Source organism: Niallia nealsonii (assembly GCF_002835805.1).
Lineage (GTDB): Bacteria > Bacillota > Bacilli > Bacillales > Cytobacillaceae > Niallia > Niallia nealsonii.
In genome coordinates, this window is sequence record NZ_PISE01000045.1 from 1 (window position 1) to 25,276 (window position 25,276).

The 25,276-nt window shown below is 34.3% G+C and carries 19 protein-coding genes, 1 tRNA gene and 2 pseudogenes; 15 read left to right on the forward strand and 7 right to left on the reverse strand.

Annotated features, from left to right (window positions below; all coding sequences use genetic code 11):
* Positions 1 to 28: 28 nt before the first annotated feature.
* The 3 genes and pseudogenes from CWS01_RS18115 (at position 29) to CWS01_RS18125 (ending at position 796) form a co-directional block, all read left to right on the forward strand.
* Positions 29 to 100 (forward strand) — tRNA-Glu (locus tag CWS01_RS18115).
* A gap of 398 nt (positions 101 to 498) precedes the next feature.
* Positions 499 to 693, forward strand: a pseudogene (locus CWS01_RS18120) (transposase); the annotation flags it as partial.
* Positions 686 to 796, forward strand: coding sequence for an FbpB family small basic protein (locus CWS01_RS18125; protein ID WP_101178612.1), 111 nt, complete (start codon positions 686 to 688; stop codon positions 794 to 796). The pseudogene CWS01_RS18120 and the gene CWS01_RS18125, both read left to right, overlap by 8 nt.
* 119 nt (positions 797 to 915) lie before the next feature.
* Here the strand turns inward: CWS01_RS18125 and CWS01_RS18130 are convergent, their stop codons facing one another.
* The 5 genes from CWS01_RS18130 to CWS01_RS18150 form a co-directional block, all read right to left on the reverse strand.
* Positions 916 to 1,935: an ABC transporter ATP-binding protein gene (locus tag CWS01_RS18130; RefSeq protein WP_101178613.1), complete on the reverse strand. Its 1,020-nt coding sequence runs from the start codon at positions 1,933 to 1,935 to the stop codon at positions 916 to 918.
* On the reverse strand, positions 1,922 to 2,932 hold the full coding sequence (locus tag CWS01_RS18135; RefSeq protein WP_101178614.1) for an ABC transporter ATP-binding protein: 1,011 nt from the start codon (positions 2,930 to 2,932) through the stop codon (positions 1,922 to 1,924). The genes CWS01_RS18130 and CWS01_RS18135 overlap by 14 nt, the downstream gene beginning before the upstream one ends.
* Complete coding sequence (locus tag CWS01_RS18140; RefSeq protein WP_101178615.1) at positions 2,901 to 3,830, reverse strand: ABC transporter permease; 930 nt, start codon at positions 3,828 to 3,830, stop codon at positions 2,901 to 2,903. The genes CWS01_RS18135 and CWS01_RS18140 overlap by 32 nt, the downstream gene beginning before the upstream one ends.
* A 14-nt stretch (positions 3,831 to 3,844) precedes the next feature.
* On the reverse strand, positions 3,845 to 4,798 hold the full coding sequence (locus CWS01_RS18145; protein WP_101178616.1) for an ABC transporter permease: 954 nt from the start codon (positions 4,796 to 4,798) through the stop codon (positions 3,845 to 3,847).
* A 121-nt stretch (positions 4,799 to 4,919) separates the two neighbouring features.
* Positions 4,920 to 6,464, reverse strand: coding sequence for an ABC transporter substrate-binding protein (locus tag CWS01_RS18150; RefSeq protein ID WP_101178617.1), 1,545 nt, complete (start codon positions 6,462 to 6,464; stop codon positions 4,920 to 4,922).
* A gap of 206 nt (positions 6,465 to 6,670) precedes the next feature.
* Between CWS01_RS18150 and CWS01_RS18155 the strand changes: the two genes are divergently transcribed.
* Positions 6,671 to 8,164, forward strand: coding sequence for a gluzincin family metallopeptidase (locus CWS01_RS18155; RefSeq protein WP_101178618.1), 1,494 nt, complete (start codon positions 6,671 to 6,673; stop codon positions 8,162 to 8,164).
* Between the two features lie 408 nt (positions 8,165 to 8,572).
* Positions 8,573 to 8,781: pseudogene (locus CWS01_RS23535) on the forward strand (IS5/IS1182 family transposase); the annotation flags it as partial.
* 107 nt (positions 8,782 to 8,888) lie between these two features.
* On the opposite strand, the gene CWS01_RS18165 reads toward CWS01_RS23535, so the two are convergent.
* Positions 8,889 to 9,104, reverse strand: coding sequence for a hypothetical protein (locus tag CWS01_RS18165; protein WP_101178620.1), 216 nt, complete (start codon positions 9,102 to 9,104; stop codon positions 8,889 to 8,891).
* 315 nt (positions 9,105 to 9,419) lie between these two features.
* Here CWS01_RS18165 and glgB point away from each other — a divergent pair, with 315 nt between their 5' ends.
* The 5 genes from glgB to CWS01_RS18190 are packed head-to-tail and all read left to right on the forward strand — an operon-like array spanning position 9,420 to position 17,348.
* Positions 9,420 to 11,360 (forward strand): 1,4-alpha-glucan branching protein GlgB, encoded by a 1,941-nt coding sequence (gene glgB / locus CWS01_RS18170; RefSeq protein WP_101178621.1) that lies wholly within the window; start codon positions 9,420 to 9,422, stop codon positions 11,358 to 11,360.
* On the forward strand, positions 11,308 to 12,453 hold the full coding sequence (locus CWS01_RS18175) for a glucose-1-phosphate adenylyltransferase (protein ID WP_101178622.1): 1,146 nt from the start codon (positions 11,308 to 11,310) through the stop codon (positions 12,451 to 12,453). The genes glgB and CWS01_RS18175 overlap by 53 nt, the downstream gene beginning before the upstream one ends.
* 23 nt (positions 12,454 to 12,476) lie before the next feature.
* Complete coding sequence (locus CWS01_RS18180) at positions 12,477 to 13,505, forward strand: GlgC family sugar phosphate nucleotidyltransferase (RefSeq protein WP_101178623.1); 1,029 nt, start codon at positions 12,477 to 12,479, stop codon at positions 13,503 to 13,505.
* Positions 13,502 to 14,959: a glycogen synthase GlgA gene (gene glgA, locus CWS01_RS18185; RefSeq protein ID WP_101178624.1), complete on the forward strand. Its 1,458-nt coding sequence runs from the start codon at positions 13,502 to 13,504 to the stop codon at positions 14,957 to 14,959. The genes CWS01_RS18180 and glgA overlap by 4 nt, the downstream gene beginning before the upstream one ends.
* Positions 14,946 to 17,348, forward strand: coding sequence for a glycogen/starch/alpha-glucan phosphorylase (locus tag CWS01_RS18190; RefSeq protein ID WP_101178625.1), 2,403 nt, complete (start codon positions 14,946 to 14,948; stop codon positions 17,346 to 17,348). Before glgA ends, CWS01_RS18190 begins: the two co-directional genes overlap by 14 nt.
* A gap of 131 nt (positions 17,349 to 17,479) precedes the next feature.
* On the opposite strand, the gene CWS01_RS18195 is transcribed toward CWS01_RS18190, so the two are convergent.
* Complete coding sequence (locus CWS01_RS18195) at positions 17,480 to 18,229, reverse strand: TraR/DksA C4-type zinc finger protein (RefSeq protein ID WP_328588932.1); 750 nt, start codon at positions 18,227 to 18,229, stop codon at positions 17,480 to 17,482.
* 607 nt (positions 18,230 to 18,836) lie between these two features.
* On the opposite strand from CWS01_RS18195, the gene CWS01_RS18200 reads away from it, so the two are divergent.
* The 5 genes from CWS01_RS18200 to CWS01_RS18220 are packed head-to-tail and all read left to right on the forward strand — an operon-like array spanning position 18,837 to position 25,229.
* Entirely contained in the window at positions 18,837 to 20,216 is a 1,380-nt protein-coding gene (locus CWS01_RS18200; RefSeq protein ID WP_101178627.1) for an isochorismate synthase, read from the forward strand.
* Positions 20,213 to 21,970, forward strand: a complete 1,758-nt coding sequence (menD, locus tag CWS01_RS18205; protein ID WP_101178628.1) for a 2-succinyl-5-enolpyruvyl-6-hydroxy-3-cyclohexene-1-carboxylic-acid synthase — start codon at positions 20,213 to 20,215, stop codon at positions 21,968 to 21,970. Before CWS01_RS18200 ends, menD begins: the two co-directional genes overlap by 4 nt.
* Positions 21,970 to 22,797, forward strand: a complete 828-nt coding sequence (menH, locus tag CWS01_RS18210) for a 2-succinyl-6-hydroxy-2,4-cyclohexadiene-1-carboxylate synthase (protein WP_101178629.1) — start codon at positions 21,970 to 21,972, stop codon at positions 22,795 to 22,797. Before menD ends, menH begins: the two co-directional genes overlap by 1 nt.
* A gap of 26 nt (positions 22,798 to 22,823) precedes the next feature.
* On the forward strand, positions 22,824 to 23,642 hold the full coding sequence (gene menB / locus CWS01_RS18215; protein WP_101178630.1) for a 1,4-dihydroxy-2-naphthoyl-CoA synthase: 819 nt from the start codon (positions 22,824 to 22,826) through the stop codon (positions 23,640 to 23,642).
* A gap of 45 nt (positions 23,643 to 23,687) precedes the next feature.
* Positions 23,688 to 25,229, forward strand: a complete 1,542-nt coding sequence (locus CWS01_RS18220) for an o-succinylbenzoate--CoA ligase (RefSeq protein WP_328588933.1) — start codon at positions 23,688 to 23,690, stop codon at positions 25,227 to 25,229.
* Positions 25,230 to 25,276 lie beyond the last annotated feature (47 nt).

Below are 25,276 nucleotides of genomic sequence, written 5' to 3' on the forward strand. Positions count from 1 at the left end.
TCCCTCCTTCTCCGCCAGAGATTTATCTGGCCCATTGGTCAAGCGGTTAAGACACCGCCCTTTCACGGCGGTAACACGGGTTCGAATCCCGTATGGGTCATACGAATAAAAAAGTTGTTAGCAGATGCTAGCAGCTTTTTTATTTTTGGATAAAATTATGCAATCTTGTGGATAACTTTGATTTGTTGTTTAGATAAGTTGGAAAGTAGAGTAGTTTCATCTTTTGATTTAATATTGCCATTTTGTTTTGTTCTATTTCACAACTAAAAGTAAGATAAGTTAATCATACTGTAGACAAATGCTCCTTAAAAAGGAAGTTTACAGTTTTTTTATTTATTTTTCTTTCTTTTAAATGGGGATGTTGATTTCCACTCTAGGGGTTCGCTTTCCACGGGGTGAGCCACTTCGTCGCATCGCTCCTGCAGGATCTCGGATTGTCTCGCTAATCCAGTAGGAGTCTCATCCCTTCCGCTCTAATCCAGCCTATTTTCCATCCATTTTTTAAGGTACGGTTTTCATGATAAAGTGCCCAATTTCTCTACATTCAGCAAAAATTATGAACGCCGTTTCAAGAACTCGAACTTATTTGAACAGATATTCTACCGTATCTTAAAAACAGCTGCGGATAAGAACTTGATTAGCGCGGAACATGTTTTTGTTGATTCTACTCATATGAAAGCAAGTAATGAGAAAACTTAAGAAGTCTTTCTCTGAGTTGATTAAAGAAAATAAAAGTAAAATTTTAAATGACAAGACACTGCTTGAAAAAATTGAACGACGCATTGATGAAAAATAAATCAATGTTAATAAGTTTAATAGCACAAGATATTCACTAGATAGAGATTATAAAACAGGGAAATAGAAGAGAATTCTTCTATTTTTTATCCCGTAAATAAGAAAATAGAACAGCTAATCTTATATTATAAGATTAGCTGTTTCATTTTTATATAAATGACATTTTACTGACTGAAAAGCGTTTATTTTGATATCAGAAGGTTTTTTCTGTTTGCAAATATCCATGGCATATGGGCATCTAGTATGAAATACGCATCCTGATGGAGGATTTAAAGGAGACGGCAACTCTCCTTTAATTATAATTTTTTCTTTTTTTTGCTTAGGATTAAGTGTTGGTACAGCAGATAAGAGGGACTGTGTGTAAGGATGGAGAGGATTAGAAAATATGTCATCCGTGTTCCCTTGTTCGACTAAATGTCCTAAATACATGACACCTACTCGATCTGCGATATGTCTTACTACACTAAGGTCATGGGCAATGAATAAATAGGAAATATTAAACTCCTTTTGTAATTGTTTTAACAAATTAATGATTTGAGCTTGTATAGAAACATCTAATGCAGAGACCGGTTCATCACAAATGATAAGTTTTGGATTAAGGACAAGGGCTCTTGCTATACCAATTCTTTGTCTTTGTCCTCCGGAAAACTCATGGGGAAAACGGTCATAATGATCTTCGGTAAAACCAACCTTTTTTAGTAGTTGCAGGGCAATTTGTTTTCTTTCTTGATTGGTACCAATTTTATGTATTTTTAATGCTTCTTCAATGGAGAATCCAACTTTTTTTCTAGGGTCTAAGGAGGTATTTGGATCTTGAAAAATCATTTGAAGATCTTTTCTAACTTTTTTAAGAGATCTTTTATGATGTTGAAAAATATCCTCACCATTGAAATATGCTTCTCCACTTGTAGGTTCGATCAGTCGAAGGAGGGATCTGCCCGCCGTACTTTTTCCGCAACCTGATTCACCGACAAGACCAAAAGTTTCACCTTCATATATAGTAAAGGAAATATCTTGAACTGCTTTAATATAACCTTTCGTTTTTCCAAGTGCGGTTCTTATAGGATAATATTTTTTTAGATTTTGTACTTCTAGAATAGGCTTTTGAGTGTTAGTTAATGTGCTATCATTGATTGGCATAAACTGTCTTCCTCTCGCTTATTTTTTCATAATGCCAGCATCTAACTTTGTGGTTTGATTTTGCTTGTTCCAAAATAGGCATAGAAACATGACACTTTTCTGTTGCGTATTTGCATCGAGGTGCAAATCGGCAGCCTTTTGGTATTTGATAAAGAGAGGGAACAGATCCAGCGATGGTTGAAAGTTCTTGAGAGCGATCTCCATCTAGTTGTGGAACAGATTCCATTAATCCAAATGTATAGGGATGCAAAGGTTTAGAGAATAACGTATTTACGTCTGTTTCTTCTATTACTTGGCCCAAGTACATAACCGCAACTTTTGTGCATATATTTGCAACCACTCCAAAATCATGAGTAATTAAAATAATGCCCATATTTAATTCTTTTTGAAATTTCATCATCAAATCTAAAATTTGGGATTGTATCGTTACATCTAAAGCGGTGGTAGGTTCATCTGCTATTAATAATTTTGGCTGACACGCTAAAGCTATTGCAATCATTACTCTCTGCCGCATACCACCAGATATTTCATGAGGATATTCTTTGGCTCTTTGAACAGGAGAGGGGATACCAGTTAGTTCTAAGAGTTCTATTGCCTTCTTATAAGCCTCTTTTTTAGAAATTTTTTGGTGAATAATAATAGATTCAGCTATTTGCTTTCCAATCGGGATTACTGGATTAAGTGATGACATAGGGTCTTGAAATATCATGGAAATTTCATTTCCTCGTAACTTCTCTATCTCTTTGCTTGAATAATCCAATAAGTTTGCTCCATTAAATAATATTTTCCCGTCATAAGTAGAAATATTTTCATCAAGTAATTGAAGAATTGCTTCTGCAGTTACACTTTTCCCACAGCCAGACTCTCCAACGATTCCTAATACTTCTCCAGTATTTAATTCAAGAGAAACCCCATCGATTGCAGATAATTCTCCATTAAATGTAGAGAAATTGACCTTTAGATCTTCAATTTTTAATAAAGGTTGTTTTTCTATCATATTTTTTCTTCCTTTTTTTAGATTTTTTTGATTTTGGATCTAACTGATCTCTTAGCCCATCACCAAATAGATTTAGTCCAAGAACAATCAATATAATAAATATTCCTGGGTATACGGTCATCCACCAAGCATTAAAAATGGCTAATTTTCCATCATAAAGCATGTTCCCCAAACTTGGAAGGGGAGCAGGAATACCCGCGCCTAGAAAGCTTAATGAAGCTTCTGTTAAAATAGTTACAGCAAAAACAAATGTAACTTGTACTATTAATGGCGATAGTACATTAGGGGCAATATGTAAAAAAAGAATTCGAAAAGAATTAGCTCCCTGTGCCCGCAATGCTTCAATAAACACCTTTTCTTTTACAACGAGAGCTGCTGATCGAGTGATGCGAGCAATAGAAGGAATAAATACTAATACTAAAGCAATAATTACATTAATTGTTTTAGGTCCTAGAGCAGACATGAGAGCCATTGCCAGCAGGATGGATGGAAAAGCAAATAGTCCATCACATATTCGCATTAATATTTGATCCGAAAATTTATTGTATGCAGATAATAGACCAATTGCTAATCCGATCAAAGAAGAGAACAGAGTGACAATAAATCCGATTAATAAAGACATTCTAACCCCATACATGGTACGGCTAAAAATATCTCTTCCGAAATTATCCGTGCCAAACCAATGAGTAATAGAAGGAGATGACAATCTATTCGCTGGGTCAATCTCCAGTATTTTAAATGGTGAAAACAGAGGTGCAAATAGTCCAATTAAAAAGGTGATGGTAAGTAATATACTTCCACTGATTAATAATTTATTCGATAAAAACTGATGGAAAAAAGCTCCTTTTCTTTTTTTCTTTTTTTGTATAGAAAATTTTGTTTCTGTATGTAACTCCATTTTGGTCACTCCTTTTAAGAACGATAAGAATTGCGTATGCGTGGATCTATGACTGCATAGAGTAAATCTACCACCAAGTTTATTAGCACATAGGTAACCGTAATGATTAAAATAGATCCTTGAATTACGGCATAATCCCGTCTATCAATAGACGATACAATAAGCTGACCTAATCCAGGGATATTAAATAATGATTCTGTTACTGCAGCTCCAGTAACTAATCCAGCAAATGACTCGCCAATTACAGTCAATATAGGCAAAAAGGCAACTCTTAACGCGTGCTTAAGCATGATGGATTTTTCATTTACGCCTTTTGCTTTTGCTGTTTTTACGAAATTTTCAGATAAAGTTTCTAGTAAAGAAGATCTTGTCATTCTTGTAATAAGAGCAGCTTGTATAGTCCCTAAAGTGAGGGAAGGTAAAATTAAAAATTTTAAATGTTCCCATAAACCATGGCTTAACGGTTGGTATCCGGAGACTGGAAGAACCTGAAGTTTCACAGCAAAAAGTAAAATGAGAAGCGATCCAAGTAAGAAGCTAGGAATAGAAATTCCTAATAAACTAGCGCCCATAATGGCTTCATCTTTAATAGAGCCTTTATACTTGGCCGCTGTTATACCGAAAAGCAAAGCAATAACGACACCAAATAATTGGGCTAGTATAGCTAGAGAGACGGTAGGTCCAAGATTTTCCAAAAACGCGGTTAAAACGGGTTTCCCTAAAAAGTAGGAATCTCCAAAATCTCCATGAAAAATACCGGATAACCAAATGAAAAATTGTGCAATTATAGGCTTATCTAATCCCAATTTTTGATTTAATTCTTGTATTTGTTCAGGACTGGCTCCTTCACCTAAAATAAACATGGCAGGATTTCCTGGTGTTAAGTGTAGAATGAGGAAAACAACGATAGCCACAATCAGCAAAACGGGTATTAATGATAAAAGTCTTCTAACAATATAACCGGCCATAAAATAATCCCTTCTATAGAGAATTTTTTAATTTCATGAAAATCAGAAACCCCAAAAAACAATAAAAGAAGATGTAGTATATGTCATACCTTTATGCTTTTGGGGTGTCCTGACAAATAATTTATTTAGTGAGGCTGATATTATAAAATACTGGACCTAAGTTGAAGCCGTAGCCTTGTACTTTATTGGAGACCGCATTAATGCTTTTTTTATGGCCAATCAATGTAAACGGTAGTGTGTCCCATACATATTTTTGGGCGGCATCAATGGCAGGCTGTGCTTCTTCAATGGATGTTGCTGATTTAATCGCATCTAAGTATGGTTGAGCCTCTTTAACTGGTGCACCCCAAGTAGTCCAGAAACCTTGGAAAATGGTAGATCGAGCTGCCCAGCTTGTTGCATAAAGATCCCACGTAGCAGGATCAGTTAATTTTTCGCCAAATGTAGCCCAATCGTAGACTTCTAATTTCACCTTTACTCCAATGTCTTCAAGTTCCTGTTGTACTACTACAGCAGTATTATATTGATCTTCATAATCACGAGAGGTTAGTATCTTGATTTCTTCTCCCTTATAACCAGCTTCTTTAAGATATTCTTTTGCTTTGTCTTTGTCATGTTGATTGTACTCTTCCTTGCCAGCTTCACTGTAATAATTAGGATACTTTTTATTAACAATAGAAGAAGTTAGTTCATAGTAATCCGAATTACCATAGGAACTAGATAAGATATCCTCCGAATTAATAACAGCATTTACTGCTTTTCTAGCGTGAATATCCTTAAAAAATCCAGCCTGTGTATTATAAAATAATCCTAAAAATCCTCCGGGTGATAATTCATTTTTATTGGTTTGTGTACTTTCTATTTGTGCAGCATTATCGCTCGAAATACCTAAAGCAATATCAAATTGTCCAGTTGTCAGTCCTGAGATACGTGTTGATTCATCTGTAAGAAAGCTTATTTTTATCTCATCAAGATGAGGGTCTTTTTTAATTTTTCTATCTTTGGAAGAATAGTCAGCAAATTTCTCTAGAATGATATATTGATTTTGTTTCCATTCTTTTACTTTAAAAGGACCTGTACCTATATATTCTGTAGCGCCTGCGTCAGGTGCTTTTTCAATTATTTCTTTTGGATAAATAGCTGCAGCTGGAATTGGGTCAGCTAAAAGAGCTAATGTGTTAATATTTGCTGTTTTTAAATGAAGCTCCACACTGTATTTTCCGGTTTTAACCATTTTTGCATCCGTAAAGTTGGTTTTACCAAGAGAGGATAGTTTTATCCAACGATTAATGGAAGCAACAACATCATCTGCTGTTAATTCTTTTCCATTATGGAATTTAACTCCTTGATGCAATTGGAAGGTATACACTTTTTGATCATTGCTTATCTTAATTGTTTTTGCTAAGTCTGGAACTGGATTTCCTTTCTCATCAAGAGTTACAAGTGTTTCAAAGATGTTGCGTGCTACATCTTTTGTTGATGAATTTCCAGTAATTTGTGGATCAAGTGTAGTAGGTTCACTTTGAAAAGCAATGTTCAATGTGCCGCCATCCTGTACTTTTTCGTCTGAGCTTTCACTAGATGTAGTTGCATTATTGCTGGAGCATCCAGTAAGAAGAACGAATATTAGTGCAAAGATTACCAAATTCAGCTTCCTTTTTTTCACGTTAAAACCCCCGTATGTATAGTTTGTTTAATTCCTACTATTTAAGTGTGAATAGTAAGGATAGGTTCATTCTAGCATCGATAACTTTTTTTGTTAAATTAGTAAAACTGATACAAATTATTGAAAATACTAAACTTAAATTCTATTGTGTTTGAAATGAATTAAGAGTAATCTTATCGTTAAACTAGGGTATGGGGGTAGCAAAAATGGCAACTATAAATATAGATATTTTAGAGCAAATTCAAATAATTGAACATTATAAGCAAACATTAGCAATTTTATCATGGGATGCTAAAACAAAGGGACCAAAAAATGCAAGAAGCCAAAATGCAAAAATTCAAGGTACGCTGACAAAGGAGTTATATAGTAAACAAACAGATAAGAAATTTGCTAGAAATATAGAAAGGTCTTTAGAAAAAGATTTATCAGAGTTGGAAAGGAAGCAGTTGGAGTTTCACTTAAAAGAGTATAAAAGATTGTCCATTATTCCTGTAGAGGATGTTCATCAATTTTCTGTTATTAAGGCTGCGGCACATGGGAATTGGTCAGAAGCAAAAAAACAAAATAATTTTAAATTAGTGGAAAATGATTTGCAAATATTAATAGATACAAAAAAACGATTTGCTTCATTGAGTAATAGGAATCTCTCTGAATATGATCAATTATTAGATGAATATGAACCTGGTGTACTAACAGGAACATTAGATAATATGTTTGATCAAGTAAAGCAAGCTATTTTTCCATTACTAAATAGTATAAGAAATGCTTCTATTCAACCCGACTCTTCTTTTTTATCTGCACCATTTCTAATTGACAATCAAATTAAATTAGGAAAAAAGTTGTTAAATTCAATAGGATATCAGTTTGAATCTGGAGAGGTAAGTGAAACGATGCATCCTTTTAGTACGGGGATTCATACCCATGATGCTCGATTAGCTGTAAGGTTTGAAGAAAACAATATAAAATTATCGTCATTAATGTTCTTGCATGAAGGAGGGCATTCATTATATAACCAACAGATTAGTAAAAGGTTAGACACTACTGGATTAGGTGTGTATACATCGATGGGACTTCATGAATCTCAGTCCATTTTCTGGGAAAAAGTCATTGGCAAACATGAAGGTTTTTGGAAAAATCACTTTCATCTTTTGCGTGAATTTGGACCAAGTATATATAAAGATATTTCTTTTGATCAATTTTATTTTGCCTTAAATGAAGTAAAACCATCTTTCATTAGATATGAATCGGATGATGTTACATATCCACTACATATCATTATTCGCTATGAACTAGAAAAAGAATTATTCTCAGGGAATCTCAAAGTAACAGATCTCCCAGACGCCTGGAATGAAAAATATGATAATTATTTAGGGATTAGACCTAGGACGGATAGCGAAGGTGTTCTTCAAGATGGGCATTGGTATGGGGGAGCATTTGGGTATTTTCCGTCTTATTTAATAGGATTCATTTACGCAGCTCAAATTAGGCAAGTACTTATGAGAGAGTTTCGTAATTTTGATGATCTAATTAATGATGGGAAGCTATCTATCTTTTTAGAATGGCAAAAAGAGCATATACACCGCTTTGGAAAATTAAAAACATCGAAAGAAATTCTAGGAGATCTCGCTATAGAAAAAATCAATGAGGAACCATTAATTCAATATTTGACGGAAAAGTATAAAAAATTATACAAATTATAAAAATGCAGGATTTATGAAGATTAATTAATTTGTTCTAGTAATCTTCATATAAATAAATGGGGAGAGGGAGAAGAAACGTCACATAATCTTCTAGTGAACGATGAGAAAATAATTGGTTTATATTGGAAATCTAATCTGTTAAGAACCAGGGTTTCAAATGAAGAAATAAAAACAATAAAAAAATGGTTAAGTAGTGCCGAAATTAAGATTTTAGATCTTCCGCTTAAAACAGGACTTGTTGCTGAATTAATGGGAAAGAAACAGGCACTATAATAGCCATAAGAGCAGATATAGATGCACTTCAAAAACGTTCACTCTAAAATATTAGGTGTAATGCATGCTTGTGGACATGATTTTCATGCTACGGTTATTTTAGGTGCTGCTTTATTCCTAAAAAAGAAACAAATATATATAGAAGAATTAAATCAAGCGATTGGAGAAAATCGATTAGCGCATGAAAAAAGTCGTTAAAGAAAAGAGAAAAGGTGCAGGAAACAAAGGAAGTTCGTGTCAGTACCGCGGATCCTGAATGTGCATTTATATCTAGAGACAATAAACAGGAAATGTGTTGTTATCTCTATCATCGAACAACTGATATGAAGGTTAACATTATTACACCTGTCTAAATAATTACAATAAAAGAGTGTAGAAAAAGTCACTACTTTCTCTGCACTCTAAGAGGAAAGATAAAGTTCTTTTCCTCGGTTGTATTATTTTTTTATCCTTATATTCGTCCTCGTTTTATATCTTCTTCTAGCTTATCTTCACTTGTCATTAGCTTCTGTCCTGGATTATTTAAATCTATGTCCGATGAAATGCCCATATATGGTCCTCGAAACATGTCGCCAGTAGCCAATATTTTTTTATCAGGAGCTTCAAAAAAAGGTTTAATGTCTGATGGTTGCTGCTCTAATAGGTATTCTTCTTCACTTTTGCTCAAATAATTTCCCGCCTTTCGAATGATATCTTTATTAGTTTTTCTAAAGGAGGAAAAAGTATGTTAAAAAATCAACAAAGTATTTTAATTGTTTAAACATAAAAAATTTATAATATCATAAAATTAAAAAAACAAAAAGGAAATCGGTGCTAACGGATAGAATATTAGAAATAGTAAGATACTTATTGCAAAACCCCAGAGTAATCCGTTTTCATTTTAATTAGTGGGATTAGTTTTATTTGTAGAAATACAGGGAATTTAACTCTTGTACAACAATGTAAGAAAGTAGTTATCGGAATAATTGAATTAGAAAGTAGGATGCAAGTGGAAACAGTATATCCAACACAATTTCAGCTACATTTATTTCATGAAGGGAACCTATTTGAAAGCTATAAATTGCTAGGATCTCACGTTCATCGAAAAAAAGAAGAGGTTTACACAATATTCTGTGTGTGGGCGCCAAATGCACAAAGTATTGGGCTAGTGGGAGATTTTAATAATTGGGAAGCAGATAAATATCCACTAGAACGTATTAACAATGAAGGAATATGGTTTATTAAAATTGATAAAGACTTAACTGGGGCATTGTATAAGTATCAGATTACATCTTCTGAAGGAAATACATTTTTGAAATCAGACCCATATGCATTTTATTCGGAAGTAAGGCCCAATACGGCATCAATTGTCTACTCTTTAGATGGGTACAAGTGGAATGATGCAAGATGGAGACAAAAAAAGGCAAAAAAGAATAGTTTGAATGAGCCTCTTGCAATCTATGAAGTGCATCTTGGCTCGTGGAAATTGCATGAAGATGAAAGTCTTTATACTTACCGTGAATTGGCGGATGAACTGATTCCTTATTGCTTAGAGCAAGGATTTACTCATCTTGAAATATTGCCATTAGTGGAACATCCGTTAGATATTTCATGGGGGTATCAAGGTACAGGCTACTATTCAGCCACTAGTCGCTTTGGTGAACCAAAAGATCTTATGTATTTTATTGATCAGTGCCATCAAAATGGACTGGGAGTAATTCTTGATTGGGTACCAGGACATTTTTGCAAAGATGCTCATGGCTTGTATCAATTTGATGGTTCTAGCCAATTCGATTATGCTAACGCAAAGGATAGAGAAAACTTGGTTTGGGGAACTGCCAATTTTGACTTAGGTAAAATGGAAGTTCATAGTTTCTTAATTTCCAATGCTCTTTTTTGGATGGAATATTTTCACGTAGATGGTTTTAGAGTGGATGCAGTATCTAATATTATCTATTGGCCAAATTCCAATGAAAATAGTATGAATCCATATGGAATAGAATTTTTGCAAAAACTAAATAAAATGGTTGCTCAATATGATCCAACTATATTGATGTTTGCAGAAGATTCTACTGATTGGCCACAAGTTACAGCACCTGTACATTATGGTGGAATTGGCTTTCACTATAAATGGAATATGGGCTGGATGAATGATTTTCTTAAATATATGGAAACAGAGTCCCAATATAGAAAAGATATGCATGATAAAGTGTCATTTTCTTTGCACTATGCATTCTCTGAAAACTTTGTATTGCCGCTTTCCCATGATGAGGTTGTTCATGGAAAAAAATCGCTCCTTAATAAAATGCCAGGGGACTATTGGCAGAAATTCGCCCAATTTAGACTTTTAATCGGTTTTATGATGGCACATCCTGGCAAAAAGCTGCTGTTTATGGGAGCGGAATTTGCCCAATTCTCAGAGTGGAAAGACAAAGAGCAGCTCGATTGGCTTCTTTATGATTATGACATGCATAAAAAAGCTAATGATTTTATTAAAGCGATATTAAAAATATATAAACGCTCAAAACCTCTTTATGAATTGGATCATGTTTATGAAGGGTTTGAATGGATAGATGTAAATAATAGAGACCAATCTATTTTCTCTTTTATCCGTAAAGGAAAAAAACCAGAAGATTTTCTTATTGTGATATGCAACTTTACGTATCACACTTACGAGGATTATTTAATTGGTGTACCAAATGATGGCAGTTATCGAGAAATATTAAATAGCGATGCTGAGGAATTTGGAGGAGCTAATTATATAAATAAAAAAGTAATAAAAGCCCAAGAAGGTTCATTCCATGGAAGACCATTTTCCGTTCAATTAACGATACCAGCTTTTAGTATCACTATTTTAAGGCCAGTACAACATCGGAAGGAGAGAAAAGGAAATGGGAAAGAAGAGATGCGTGGCAATGCTATTGGCAGGAGGCAAGGGGAGTAGATTATACTCTTTAACCAAAAGTTTAGCTAAACCAGCTATTCCTTTTGGAGGAAAATACCGAATTATTGATTTCACTCTTAGCAACTGCACTAACTCTGGAATTGAAACAGTTGGTGTATTAACTCAATATCAACCACTTGTTTTAAATTCATATATTGGGATAGGAAGCGCTTGGGATCTTGATCGTGTAAATGGCGGGGTAACAGTGCTGCCGCCATATAGTGAATCATCGGAAGTAAAATGGTATAAAGGAACTGCAAGTGCTATTTATCAAAATATAAACTATTTATCTCAATATGATCCTGAATATGTGTTAATCCTTTCAGGCGATCATATTTACAAGATGAATTATGAGTCAATGCTAGAGTATCATATTGATAAGAAAGCAGACGCATCTATTTCAGTAATTGAAGTTCCATGGAATGAAGCAAGTAGATTTGGCATTATGAATACGAATAAAAATATGGATATTGTTGAATTTGAGGAAAAGCCAACAGATCCGAAAAATAATTTAGCATCAATGGGCATCTATATTTTTAAATGGAAAGTGCTAAAAAAATTATTGGAAGAAGATAATGTGAATAAAACTTCGTCTCATGATTTTGGCAAAGACATTATTCCGCTATTAATTGAACAAAATAAAAAGGTAGTGGCCTATCCCTTTAAAGGATATTGGAAAGATGTCGGTACTGTGCAAAGTTTATGGGAAGCAAATATGGATTTATTGGATGACAAAAGTGAATTAAACATTTCGGATTATGACTGGAGAATTTATACGGTAAATCCTAATCAGCCGCCACAATACATTTCAGACCAAGCAATAGTAAAAGAGTCAATGATCAATGAAGGCTGTATTATTAGCGGAAATATTGAAAAATCAATAGTGTTCCAAGGTGTAAATGTTGGAACTGGGACTGTAATACGTAGTTCTGTGATTATGCCAGATGCTAAGATTGGTGAAAATGCTTATATTGAAAAGGCAATAGTCCCTTCTAACATCCGTATACCAGATGGAATGGTCATTAAACCAAATAATAAAACCGATGAAGTAGTTTTAGTCACAGAAGAGATGGTTAATGAATTAATTTCCTAACAAACTAGAAGGAGGATACCATGATGATGAAATCAATGCTTGGAGTTATTGACGCAACTACGTATAAGGATGATTTAGAAGAATTAATTGCACACCGTCCACTGGCGGGATTACCCATAGCAGGAAGATATCGCCTAATTGATTTTGTATTATCTAATATGGTCAATTCAGGAATAGGAAGTGTAGCGATTTTTCCTAAATATCAATATCGGTCATTAATGGACCATTTAGGTTCAGGGAAAAATTGGGATTTAGATCGAAAAAGAGACGGTTTATTCTTCTTTCCGGCTTCTATAACAGATGGAACAAGTGAGGGCATTGGTTCATTTAATCAGTTTGCAGCAAATATCGATTATTTTTTAAGAAGCAAACAAGAATATGCTTTAGTGGCAAATTGTTATACCGTATTCAATATGGATTTTAATCCTGTTTTGGAGCGACACCTTCAGTCTGGCTGTGATATTACGGAGATAAGAAGTGGCGGAGAATCATTAGAAATATATTTGGTGAAAAAATCATTATTGGTTGATTTGATTCAAACACGTGATATAACTGGCTATACATGTATGAAAGATATTAGATTAGATATCCATCATAATTATAAAATATGTGATTACGAATATACCGGCTATGCCGAAAAAATAGATTCTATTTCCACTTATTTTCGTGTAAGCAAGGAGATACTAAAAATGAATATCTGGAGTCAGCTATTCTTAAAGGATCGTCCTGTTTTGACAAAAGTAAAGGATGAACCACCTACTCATTACACAAATACAAGTGAAGTGAAAAATTCCATGATAGCAAATGGAAGTGTCATTGAAGGAAAAGTAGAAAATAGCATTATTGCGAGAGCAGTGAAAATTGGCAAAGGCTCTACAATAAAAAATTGCATTATTATGCAAAAATGTACAATTGGCGACAATTGTGAGTTAGATTCGGTGATTTTAGATAAAGATGTGATGGTGGAGAGTGGAACTAGAATGAACGGTAATCTTAATTCTCCATTTGTTGTTAAAAAAGGAACTGTGCAGGGAGCGCTGATGAATTCGTGAAAATATTATTTGCTGTATCGGAATGTGTACCTTTTATAAAATCTGGGGGACTAGCAGATGTTGCTGGTTCCCTTCCTAAAGAATTAAAAAAGCAAGGAACAGAAGTTTCTGTGATTATGCCTAAATATAAAGATATCCCAGAAATATTCCTAGGGAAATTAAAAAAGAAGCTTGATTTTACGGTTCAAATTGGTTGGAGAAAACAATATTGTGGCATTGAAGTATTAAAAATGGATGGAATTACTTTTTATTTTGTGGATAATGAGTACTATTTTAATCGTTCAGGTTTATATGGTTATATAGATGATGGAGAGCGGTTTTCCTTCTTTAATCGTGCCGTGTTGGAAAGTTTAGCGCATCTTAATGAATATCCAGATATTATTCATTGTCATGATTGGCATACAGCGATGATTCCATTATTGCTAAAAGCTGATTATCAGTGGAAACAAGAATATAGTTCTATTAAAACGGTGTTTACAATACATAATCTACAGTTTCAAGGCATTATGCCAAAAGGAGTAATTGGCGATTTATTGTCATTAGACTATGACTATTTAACCGTGCAAAATATGGAGTTTGACGACAATATAAATTTTATGAAATCTGCCATTATGTCTAGTGATAAGATTACAACGGTCAGCCCGACATATAAAAATGAAATTCAAACAGAATATTATGGAGAAAAGCTTAATAACTTATTAGTAAGTAGGAATGAAGATTTATATGGAATCATCAATGGCATAGATGAATTAACCTATAATCCAAAAACAGATGATGAAATTATACAGAAATATTCCTATACTACAATAGAAAAAAAGTATAAGAACAAACAAGTTATTCAAAAAAAATTCGCATTAAAGGAAGATAAATCTATTCCTATCATTTGCATGATTACTAGACTGACAAAGCAAAAGGGATTAGAGTTGGTAAGGCATGTATTTCATGACTTGATGAAAGAAGATGTCCAGTTTATTGTTCTTGGAACAGGTGATCCTGAATTCGAACAATTTTTCCGTGATATGGAGCATCAATATCCAGAAAAATGCAGAGCATATATTGGATTTGACGAAAAGTTAGCACATCAGTTATACGCTGGTACAGATTTATTTTTGATGCCATCTAAATTTGAGCCATGTGGATTAGGTCAATTAATCGCTTTGAAATATGGAAACATACCAGTTGTTAGAGAAACTGGAGGACTAAACGATACTGTTTTTTCCTATGATGACAGAACAGGGTTAGGAAATGGATTTAGCTTTACCAATTTTAATGCACATGACATGTTGTATACCATTCGCAGAGCTTTATATTTTTATTCAAAAGAGAAAGATATTTGGCAGCATATTGTTAAAAGCGCAATGATTATGGACAATAGTTGGGCCCAGTCTGCTTTTAAATATAATCAGTTGTACGCAGAGTTAATCTCAAGGAGTGAAACGCATGTTTACGAATAAAGAAGCTTTTAAAACATATTTTCTGCAAAAGCTTGAGATGACATATGGAAAAACATTTGAAGATAGCACGAGCAGTGATCATTTTCAAATATTAGGACATATGATTAGAGAATATGTTAGTACAAATTGGATTAATACGAATGAGGCATATCGCAGGAATCAAGGAAAGCAAGTTTATTATTTATCCATTGAGTTTTTATTGGGAAGACTGCTCTATCATAATCTAATTAATCTAGGGATAGAAAAAGTTGTAACAGAAGGATTAAATGAATTAGGCATAAATTTGCGGGATATAGAGGAGATTGAACATGATGCAGGACTAGGAAATGGCGGATTAGGAAGGCTTGCAGCTTGTTTCTTGGATTCTCTAGCTACATTAAATCTTCCGGGACATGGGTTTGGAATTCGCTATAAACATGGCTTATTTGAACAGCGAATTGTAGATGGCTACCAGATTGAACTTCCAGAGCAATGGCTGAAACATGGTCAAGTATGGGAAGTAAGAAAAGAAGATTTGGCTGTTGATATTCAATTTTGGGGCAATATAGATATGTATGAGAAAGATGGAAAGTTACAGTTTCGGCATTTAAATGCCGAAACTGTAACAGCCGTTCCTCATGATGTGCCTGTTATTGGATATGATACAACTACGGTTAATACACTAAGATTATGGAATGCTGAACCAGCTTCGCTTTTAGCAAAAGACGTGAATGATATTATGCGATATAAAAGAGAAACAGAAAAGATATCTGAATTTTTATATCCAGATGATGCAAATGACGAAGGCAAAATACTTCGGTTAAAACAACAATATTTTCTTGTATCTTCCAGTTTGCAATCAATTATAAAAAATTACAAACAACAGTATAAAGATATAAGGAATTTTCACCAACATATAAGCATTCATATAAACGATACCCACCCAGTTTTAGCTATCCCAGAATTAATGAGAATTTTATTAGATAACGAAGAACTTTCTTGGGAAGAGGCATGGGAAATTACCAAAAATACGATTTCCTATACCAACCACACTACCTTGTCAGAAGCATTAGAAAAGTGGCCAATTTATCTTTTTCAGCCATTATTACCTCGCATCTATATGATTATTCAGGAAATAAATGAACGATTTTGCAATGAACTGTGGGATAAACATCCAGGGGATTTCCATAAAATAGAGAATATGGCCATCATAGCTCATGGAATGGTTAAGATGGCACACTTAGCATTAGTTGGAAGTTATAGTGTCAACGGAGTAGCAGAAATTCATACAGAAATATTGAAAAAAAGAGAAATGAGTGATTTTTATCAGGTTTTCCCTGAAAAATTTAATAATAAAACAAATGGGATAACACATAGACGATGGTTAATTAAAGCAAATCCTAAATTAACTCAATTGGTAACCGATACAATCGGCAGTGAATGGATATATCAACCCGACCAATTGAATAAATTGCTTCTTTTTCAACAAGACAATGGGTTTTTACAGCAGCTTGCATCCATTAAACAAGAAAATAAAATCCATCTTGCTGAAATTATAAAAGAAAGTAATGGGATTACGGTTGATCCAACGTCTATTTTTGATGTCCAAGTAAAACGCTTGCATGCATATAAACGACAGCTTTTAAATGTTCTGCATATTATGCATTTATATAATAGATTAAAAGAAAATCCTACTCTTGATATCACACCAAGAACGTTTATTTTTGGAGCAAAAGCTTCACCAGGGTATTATTATGCGAAAAAAATTATTAAGTTAATAAATGCAGTTGCAGATAAAGTGAACAATGATAAAACGATTCAAGATAAGATAAAAGTTGTATTTCTTGAGAATTATCGTGTTTCCTTAGCAGAGCATATTTTTCCAGCAGCTGATGTCAGTGAACAAATCTCTACAGCCTCTAAAGAAGCATCTGGAACAGGTAATATGAAGTTTATGATGAACGGTGCGTTAACTGTAGGCACGTTGGATGGAGCTAATATTGAAATGAGAGATTTGGTTGGAGATGACAATATTTTTATCTTTGGGATGAATGCAGATGAAGTTTTAGATCTTTATCAACATGGTGGATATAGGTCTACAGAATATTATCATCATGATAAGCGTATAAAAGAAGTTGTAGATCAATTAAAAAATGGGTTTTTCCATGATACAAATAATGAGTTTGATCCTATATTTGATTCATTACTTATTGAAAACGATCAATATTTTGTATTAAAAGACTTCCACTCCTATGAGAATATTCATCAAGTGGTTGACCAAACTTATAAAAATCAACAGAAATGGCTGCAAATGTGTACCGTTAATATTGCAAAATCTGGACATTTTTCTAGTGATCGAACCATTAAAGAATATGCAGATGAAATTTGGAAAATAAAGTCTAATTTCTGAAATAACCCCAAAACCTAGTATGCGCCTTTACTAGGTTTTGGGAATTTAGCTGATAGTATAAGCTGTTTTTCCCTTATAATCATAAGTAATAGTGAGAGGATTTAAAGGGAAAGGAGCTTGTTTACGCTCCTTTATTTTTCATCATCAACATAACCATCTGTCTTATGGTATGGTACATCGCCAAATGGTGCTTCAATATCTTCATCATCAAGTGTTTGTTCGTACTGTTCATGCTGTTTGCTTGGATAAACAGTTTGGTTTTTTCCTTCGATATCTGTAGCTACAAAGGATTCATAGTCTTCAGTAAAACCTTCGTCATCTCCATCACGGTCATAAAGGCTTCCATAATCTTCAAAATCTCCTCTTAAGTCAGAAGGGGTTTCGGATGTACCATATCTAGCCACTTCTTGAAAGCTATCGTCGTAATCCCTTACTCCGTCTGTATCATAATGGCGATAAACATTGCCATGTGCTGGCTCTAATATTTCTTCTTCTACAGGTCGATCTTGTGCAACAGATTGTTCCGGACTGTACTTTTTAAGCGTTAAAGCAGTGGGAACAGCCTCTAAACGCTCATAAGGTATATCTTGTCCTGAAACGCGGCAAACCCCATATGTTCCTTCTTCTATTGCCTGAAGAGCATCGTTAATTTTATTTAATTCGGATTGATCATGCTCTTCTAATGCATAATCTTTTTCCCGTTCATAAAGTTCTGTCGCCATATCCGCAGGATGATTATCATAACTCGAAAGTTCTCCTACTGATTCTCTTTGGTTATCATCATCTACGTAACGAGATTGTCTATTGGAAATTTCAGCTTTTCTATCTTCTAATTCTTTTTTGAGCGTATTTATTTGTTCTTGTGTTAACAAAAGTATCACATCCTTATCTAAAACTTAAATAGTAATTGTAGTATAAGCGATTATGGAAAAAATAAACCAAGCATCACTTTTTACTTAACTTTCCCCATATAGTTATGGATAAAACATAGATAAATGATGTCTTTTCTCTCTAACTACATGTTTTTTCATTAGAGAGAAGGCAGTCGGAAAGCAGCATCTTTAAAGTAGAAGGGTTTTATCTGGAATTAATAGGAAGTAAAATCGCCGCTCAAGGAATTAATGGAAGAAATTAGAAATTTAAGTCAGTAAAAACTTGCTCATAAAAGTTGGATTGTTTCATCTGACAATCGGTGGGTAAGGTGGAAAATCCCACTGATTGAAGTTTCACTTGTCAATATGGAAGCATTGGCTTGACTAAACAAAATGCTTTTAATTGTTAATAAATAAACGTCCTAAAGCAACAATTTATAAGACTAATTATTAATATGCTAAATAATAGGGGATATTAATCTTGGAACATTGACATATTATTGACCACAGGTGTATCTTAAAATAAGTCAATTTATTGAACAGACAGGTATTTGAAGGGATAAGATTGAAAAGCGACTTGAATTTTTGACTCGTTTTTTAGGGGGATTTACATAGAATGAAATATAGTAAAGGATTATTAGTGGATGATAAAGTTAAGCAAGGAAAATATTCTTCTTTTTTAGTAAGTAAAGTGATTAAAATAGAACCAAAAGACTACCTTTCTTTTTTCACTAACTATTCATCTTATAAAGGAAAACGTTTTTTTTGGAAAGATCCATCATCAGAAAATATTCTAATAGGAATAGGAAGATGTAAAGAAATCTATATCAATAAACAAAAAGATCTTTATATGGCAGTGGAACAAAGCTGGAGAGACTTTTTGGAAAATAGCAAATTAATGAATGACTTTAATAGGATTGGAGTAGGACCCGTATTATTTGGGGGATTCTCTTTCGATCCAGAAAAACCAAAGACTGAGCTGTGGAAATCATTTGCAGATGCTCATTTTTTTGTGCCTGAATTTATGTTGAGCGAAATAAATGGTGAACAATTTTTAACTGTTAATATGGTAATGGACGAAATAGATGTAAATTATGAACAAGAGATAGAAGAGAAATTATCGCTGTTTTTCGATCGTAAAGAAAACATGAAACCGTATATGGAAGGAAATCCATTAATTAATTCAATAGAAGTGAATGGAGAAAAGTGGAAACATGTTGTTGGGAATGTAGTAGCAAACCTAAATGGTATGTTAAAGAAAGTAGTATTAGCAAGAGAATGTAGACTAGTATTTAAAGAAGAGATTCAAACAGAATTCGTACTTGATCAATTGCTTAGAGAACAAAATAATAGCTATATTTTTGCACTAGAGGAAGGAGACAATTGCTTTATTGGTGCTTCACCGGAGAGATTAGTGAAAAAGACCGGCAATAAAGTATTGTCTACTTGTTTAGCGGGATCTATTCCTCGGGGAGAAAATGAAGAGAGAGATCAAGAGCTTGGAGCAAGGCTGTTGGCAGATGAAAAGAATCGAACAGAACATCAATATGTAGTTAATATGATACAGTCTGCGATGGAAATGGTTTGTAAACAAGTTGAGATACCAACTGCACCAAGTCTAATGAAGATGAGAGATATTCAGCATTTATACACACCAGTTAAAGGCATCCTGAGAGAAACAGAATCATTAATGGAATTAATTAGACTATTACATCCAACTCCAGCATTAGGAGGGTTTCCTCAAAGGTTAGCGATGGAGAAAATTAGAAAAGAAGAGCAGTTGGACAGGGGGTTATATGGGGCTCCTTTAGGATGGATAGATTACCAGGGAAATGGAGAATTTGCTGTTAGCATTCGCTCAGGCCTTATTCAAAAGAACGAGGCATCTATATTTGCTGGCTGTGGAATTGTGGCAAATTCGGATGTGGAATTAGAATATAAAGAAACTGCAATGAAGTTTAGACCAATGCAGAGAGCTTTAGGAGGAAAAAAATGAATCACCAACAAAACTTAACTGCTTATTTGTATGCTCTGATTAACGAATTAGTGCAGAGTGGTATTGAAAACGTAGTCATTAGTCCTGGATCTCGTTCTACACCTATTGCTATGCTAATGGCAGAACAAGAACAGCTAAATCTATTTGTTCATGTTGATGAAAGATCTGCAGCCTTTTACGCATTGGGAATGGCAAAGGCATCAAAAAAACCAACTGTTTTAGTATGTACATCCGGCACAGCTGCTGCGAATTATTTTCCAGCCATCATTGAAGCCAAAATCTCGCGGATCCCTTTGATTGTATTAACGGCAGATCGCCCTCATGAATTGCGTGATGTAGGGGCTCCCCAAGCGATCAACCAAATTGAATTATATGGAAGACAAGTGAAGTGGTTTGTGGAAATGTCCCCGCCAGATGGCACAGAAGGCATGATTCGTTATGCTAAAACGGTTGGTGCAAGAGCGGTAGCCACAACTCTTTTGGAGCCTAAAGGTCCAGTGCATATAAATTTGCCTATTCGTGAACCTCTTATACCAGATTTAGAGAATATAGAGGCATATCGAAAGAATGAAAAAAACAATTCATCTATTCATATAGAACAGGGCTCATTAGCCATTCCAGAAGAATATTTCCAATCATTAGCAAAAAAAATGCAATCACTAACAAATGGCATTATTATTTGTGGGGAGTTATATAAGGAAAAGTTCCCTGAAAGTTTGTTTAAGTTAGCGAAGAAATTAAACTTTCCAATATTAGCAGATCCCCTTTCACAATTAAGAGTTAATATGGATGGAGAAGAATTTATTATTGATGCATATGATACTTTTTTGCGAAATGAAAAAGCTAAACAAAAACTAAAGCCAAATATCATTATACGTTTTGGCAGTATGCCTATTTCCAAAGCTCTTACTTTGTTTTTAAAAGAACATAAAGATGTGGAGCAGCTTGTTGTTGATGGAGGAGGAGGCTTTCGAGATCCAAATCAGCTGACTTCCGAAATGATTTATTGTGAAGAAGTATTATTTTGCGAAAGGCTAATCTCGTATCTTCCAAGTTGCTCAATAAATCACGAATTAGTTTCTTGGCAAAATATCAATTTTTTAACGAAAAAAGCATTAAGGAAAATAGAAGAAGTGGCTGATATGAGCGAAGGGAAGCTATTTTCTAAGTTAGGAAACTTATTGCCTGAAGATGCTGTTCTTTTTGTTGGAAATAGTATGCCAATTCGAGATTTGGATACTTTTTTTCACTTACAGCAGGGAAAAATTACGATTTTTGCCAATAGAGGGGCAAATGGAATAGATGGAACGGTATCCACGGCTTTAGGTGTTGGTGCAGTAACCAAATCTCGGCCATTATATTTAATTGTGGGGGATTTAACCTTTTTCCATGATTTAAATGGATTAATCGCCGCAAAACAATTTCAAATCCCAATTACTGTTTTGCTGATTAATAATAATGGTGGGGGAATTTTCTCCTTTTTGCCACAAGCGAACCATAAAAAATATTTCGAGCTATTATTTGGAACCCCTTTGGATTTAGACTTTAAACATATAGTGGCTATGTATAATGGACAATATCTATCGATAGAAAATTGGCATCAATTGGAACAAGAACTATCTAAGAAAAAAGAGGGTAATTCAATTAGGATTGTTGAAATAAAAACAAATCGAGATGAAAATTTAGCAGAACATCGGAATTTGTTAAATAATGTTTCCCAGGAAATAGATTTGTATTTTAAGGATGGAATTTGATGGATATTGTTGTGGATGATGTTGCCTATCATGTCGAAATATATGGTCAAGGAGACCCGCTTGTTGTATTGCATGGTTTTACAGGAGATAGCAGCACTTGGTATTCTTTTATTCCAGTTTGGAAAAAAACATATCAATTAATTCTGATTGATATTATTGGGCATGGCAAAACCGATTCTTCCATAGATGTCTGTAAATATAATATACTAACTGTAGCAAACCATATAAAAAAAATTTTAGTGCAACTTAAAGTGAATGCTGCTCATATATTAGGATACTCTATGGGAGGAAGACTTGCTCTTACTTTTGCAATCAGGTATCCAGATTTTGTCCGAAAATTAATTCTAGAAAGTGCTTCTCCTGGTTTGAAAACAGAACAAGAGCGAAAAGAAAGAAGAATACAGGATAAAAAACTAGGAAAATCTATTGTAGAAGAAGGAGTAGAAAAGTTTGTAGCTAAATGGGAGAATATCCCTTTGTTTAGAAGTCAACAAAATTTGCCCACTTCTATAAAAGATAATATAAGAAAGCAGCGTTTGCAGAATAATCCGTTAGGTCTAAAGCTTAGCTTATTGGGAATGGGAACAGGACAGCAGCCATCTTGGTGGGATAATTTACATATGCTAACAAAGGAAACGCTGCTAATTACAGGAGAGTTAGATACCAAATTTTGTCTTATAGCGGAACAAATGAAAGAATATAATCATCAAATTCAATGGCTAAAGATTAAAGAAGCAGGCCATGCAATTCATGTGGAGAAAAGTGAAATATTTGGTACAATAGTAAAGGAGTTTTTATCGAATCAAACAAATAGATTTGATAGATGATTTAAAGGAAAAAGGAGGAAATAAAGATGGCTGTAGAATGGGTAGCAGTACGCCAATATGATGAAATTTTATATGAAACATATAATGGTATTGCAAAAATTACGATAAATAGACCTCATGTACATAATGCTTTTACGCCGAAAACGGTAAGTGAATTAATCGATGCATTTGCAAGAGCAAGAGATGACAGCAATGTTGGGGTTATCGTATTAACAGGTGCAGGAGATAAAGCATTTTGTTCCGGTGGCGACCAAAAGGTGAGAGGTCATGGCGGATATGTTGGTGATGACCAAATTCCTCGTTTGAATGTTTTAGATTTACAACGTCTAATTCGTGTGATTCCAAAGCCGGTAATTGCGATGGTTAAAGGCTATGCAATTGGTGGAGGACATGTTTTGCATATTGTTTGTGATTTAACGATTGCTGCAGATAATGCTGTATTTGGACAGACAGGACCAAATGTAGGAAGCTTTGATGCCGGATATGGTTCTGGATATTTAGCACGTATTGTTGGTCATAAAAAAGCTCGCGAAATTTGGTTTTTATGCAGACAATATAATGCCGAAGAAGCATTGGATATGGGATTAGTCAATACAGTAGTTCCATTGGATCAAGTAGAAGAAGAAACGATTAAATGGTGTGAGGAAATCCTTGAAAAAAGTCCGACTGCATTACGTTTCCTAAAAGCTGCATTTAATGCAGATACAGATGGTTTAGCAGGGATTCAGCAGTTTGCAGGGGATGCAACATTGTTGTATTATACAACAGATGAAGCAAAAGAAGGCAGAGATTCATTTAAAGAAAAACGCAAACCGGATTTTGGGCAATTCCCTCGTTTTCCTTAATAAGCAAGATTATTAAAAAAACAAATGATAATAGGTGGCTTTAGTATGTTCAGATGCGAAAAAGAAGCAGGTTTTGCTGCTTCTAAAAAGTGTCGGCTAACTATGCCACCTTTATTTATTAAAAAGGTGAGAAAATTGAATCCAAATATACTTCCTAATTTTTTAAAAAATAGAGCAATGTTAACTCCGAATAGAGTAGCAATCGTTTTTAAGGATAAACGTTTAACTTTTAAAGAGTTATACGAAGAGGCTTATTACAGAGCAGGTGTGTTGACAGCGAGTGGTGTAACGGATAAAGCTTATGTTGGCTTTTTGGTGAAAAGTGATCTATATACGGTTATTTCTTTGCTGGCCTTACAGATTATTGGTGCAAAGGCTGTGTTATTAAATAATCGATTAACAGTAGATGAATTAGTCTATCAACTGAATGACGCTCGTGTTGGGTTTCTTGTAACAGAACCAGTATTTGATTTAGTTTGTAAACAGATAAGGGGGCAAATGCCAGCATTAAATATAATGGGCAAACAAGATGCAACTTCTTATACAGAGCCCATTGAAAAAAAGATAATCCATTTAGCGGATACTTGTACCATTATGTATACATCTGGAACAACTGGATTTCCAAAAGGCGTTATTCAAACATATGGAAACCATTGGTGGAGTACGATGGGCAGTGTCTTAAATCTTGGCTTGCATGAAAAAGATGCATGGTTATGTGCAGTACCACTATTCCATATTAGCGGATATTCAATATTAATTAGAAGCATCGTGTATGGGATAAAATTGGTGCTCCATGATCATTTTGAAGTAGATAAGATATTAAGAGCTATAGAAAAAGAAAAAATAAGCATCATGTCTGTTGTCACTACGATGCTGCACAAAATTGAATCTGCTGTAGAGAAAAGCTTACCCTCGACTTTTCGCTGTATGCTCCTTGGAGGGGGACCTGCTTCTTTAGATTTATTAAATAGATGCATGGACAAAGGAATCCCTGTGTATTATTCCTATGGCATGACAGAAACTTCGTCACAAATAGTAACCTTAGCTCCAGAATACAGTACAACAAAAATTGGATCTTGCGGCAAGGCATTATTTCCTGCCCAAATAAAAATCATTGATGATAAAGGAAATGAAACTTCTGCAAATATTCCTGGTGAAATTGCTGTATATGGACCAAATGTATCACAAGGATACTTAAATAAGGGCAAAAGCTCAATGGATGGCTGGTTTCATACAGGAGATATCGGGTATATAGACTCAGAAGGATTTCTTTTTGTACTAGATAGACGAACAGATCTCATTATTTCAGGAGGAGAGAATATTTACCCTGCTGAAGTAGAGGGAGTGCTTACTGCCATAAACGGAATAATAGATGCAGGGGTAGTAGGAGAAAAAAATGAAGAGTGGGGCGAGGTCCCAGTTGCTTTTGTGGTAAAAGAACATAATGTGTTGCTAACAGAGGAAACGATTTTGAATATCTGCAAGCAAAAACTGGCAAGATATAAAGTGCCTAAAAAAGTCTATTTTCTTTCTGAAATTCCAAGAAATGCATCCAAAAAAATATTGCGCAGGAAGCTGAGAAACTAGATATTTCCTAAATTAGATCAAATTGCTTAAATAGTGGAGGGTTGGAT

Bases quoted from the DNA above. Each gene is read 5' to 3' on its own strand.
- CWS01_RS18200 (WP_101178627.1), top strand. From the start codon at position 18,837: ATGAAATATAGTAAAGGATTATTAGTGGATGATAAAGTTAAGCAAGGA.
- CWS01_RS18145 (WP_101178616.1), bottom strand. From the start codon at position 4,798: ATGGCCGGTTATATTGTTAGAAGACTTTTATCATTAATACCCGTTTTG.
- CWS01_RS18180 (WP_101178623.1), top strand. From the start codon at position 12,477: ATGATGAAATCAATGCTTGGAGTTATTGACGCAACTACGTATAAGGAT.
- CWS01_RS18135 (WP_101178614.1), bottom strand. From the start codon at position 2,932: ATGATAGAAAAACAACCTTTATTAAAAATTGAAGATCTAAAGGTCAAT.
- CWS01_RS18190 (WP_101178625.1), top strand. From the start codon at position 14,946: ATGTTTACGAATAAAGAAGCTTTTAAAACATATTTTCTGCAAAAGCTT.
- CWS01_RS18130 (WP_101178613.1), bottom strand. From the start codon at position 1,935: ATGCCAATCAATGATAGCACATTAACTAACACTCAAAAGCCTATTCTA.
- CWS01_RS18125 (WP_101178612.1), top strand. From the start codon at position 686: ATGAGAAAACTTAAGAAGTCTTTCTCTGAGTTGATTAAAGAAAATAAA.
- menD (WP_101178628.1), top strand. From the start codon at position 20,213: ATGAATCACCAACAAAACTTAACTGCTTATTTGTATGCTCTGATTAAC.
- CWS01_RS18220 (WP_328588933.1), top strand. From the start codon at position 23,688: ATGTTCAGATGCGAAAAAGAAGCAGGTTTTGCTGCTTCTAAAAAGTGT.
- menH (WP_101178629.1), top strand. From the start codon at position 21,970: ATGGATATTGTTGTGGATGATGTTGCCTATCATGTCGAAATATATGGT.
- CWS01_RS18155 (WP_101178618.1), top strand. From the start codon at position 6,671: ATGGCAACTATAAATATAGATATTTTAGAGCAAATTCAAATAATTGAA.
- CWS01_RS18175 (WP_101178622.1), top strand. From the start codon at position 11,308: ATGGGAAAGAAGAGATGCGTGGCAATGCTATTGGCAGGAGGCAAGGGG.
- glgB (WP_101178621.1), top strand. From the start codon at position 9,420: ATGCAAGTGGAAACAGTATATCCAACACAATTTCAGCTACATTTATTT.
- CWS01_RS18140 (WP_101178615.1), bottom strand. From the start codon at position 3,830: ATGGAGTTACATACAGAAACAAAATTTTCTATACAAAAAAAGAAAAAA.
- menB (WP_101178630.1), top strand. From the start codon at position 22,824: ATGGCTGTAGAATGGGTAGCAGTACGCCAATATGATGAAATTTTATAT.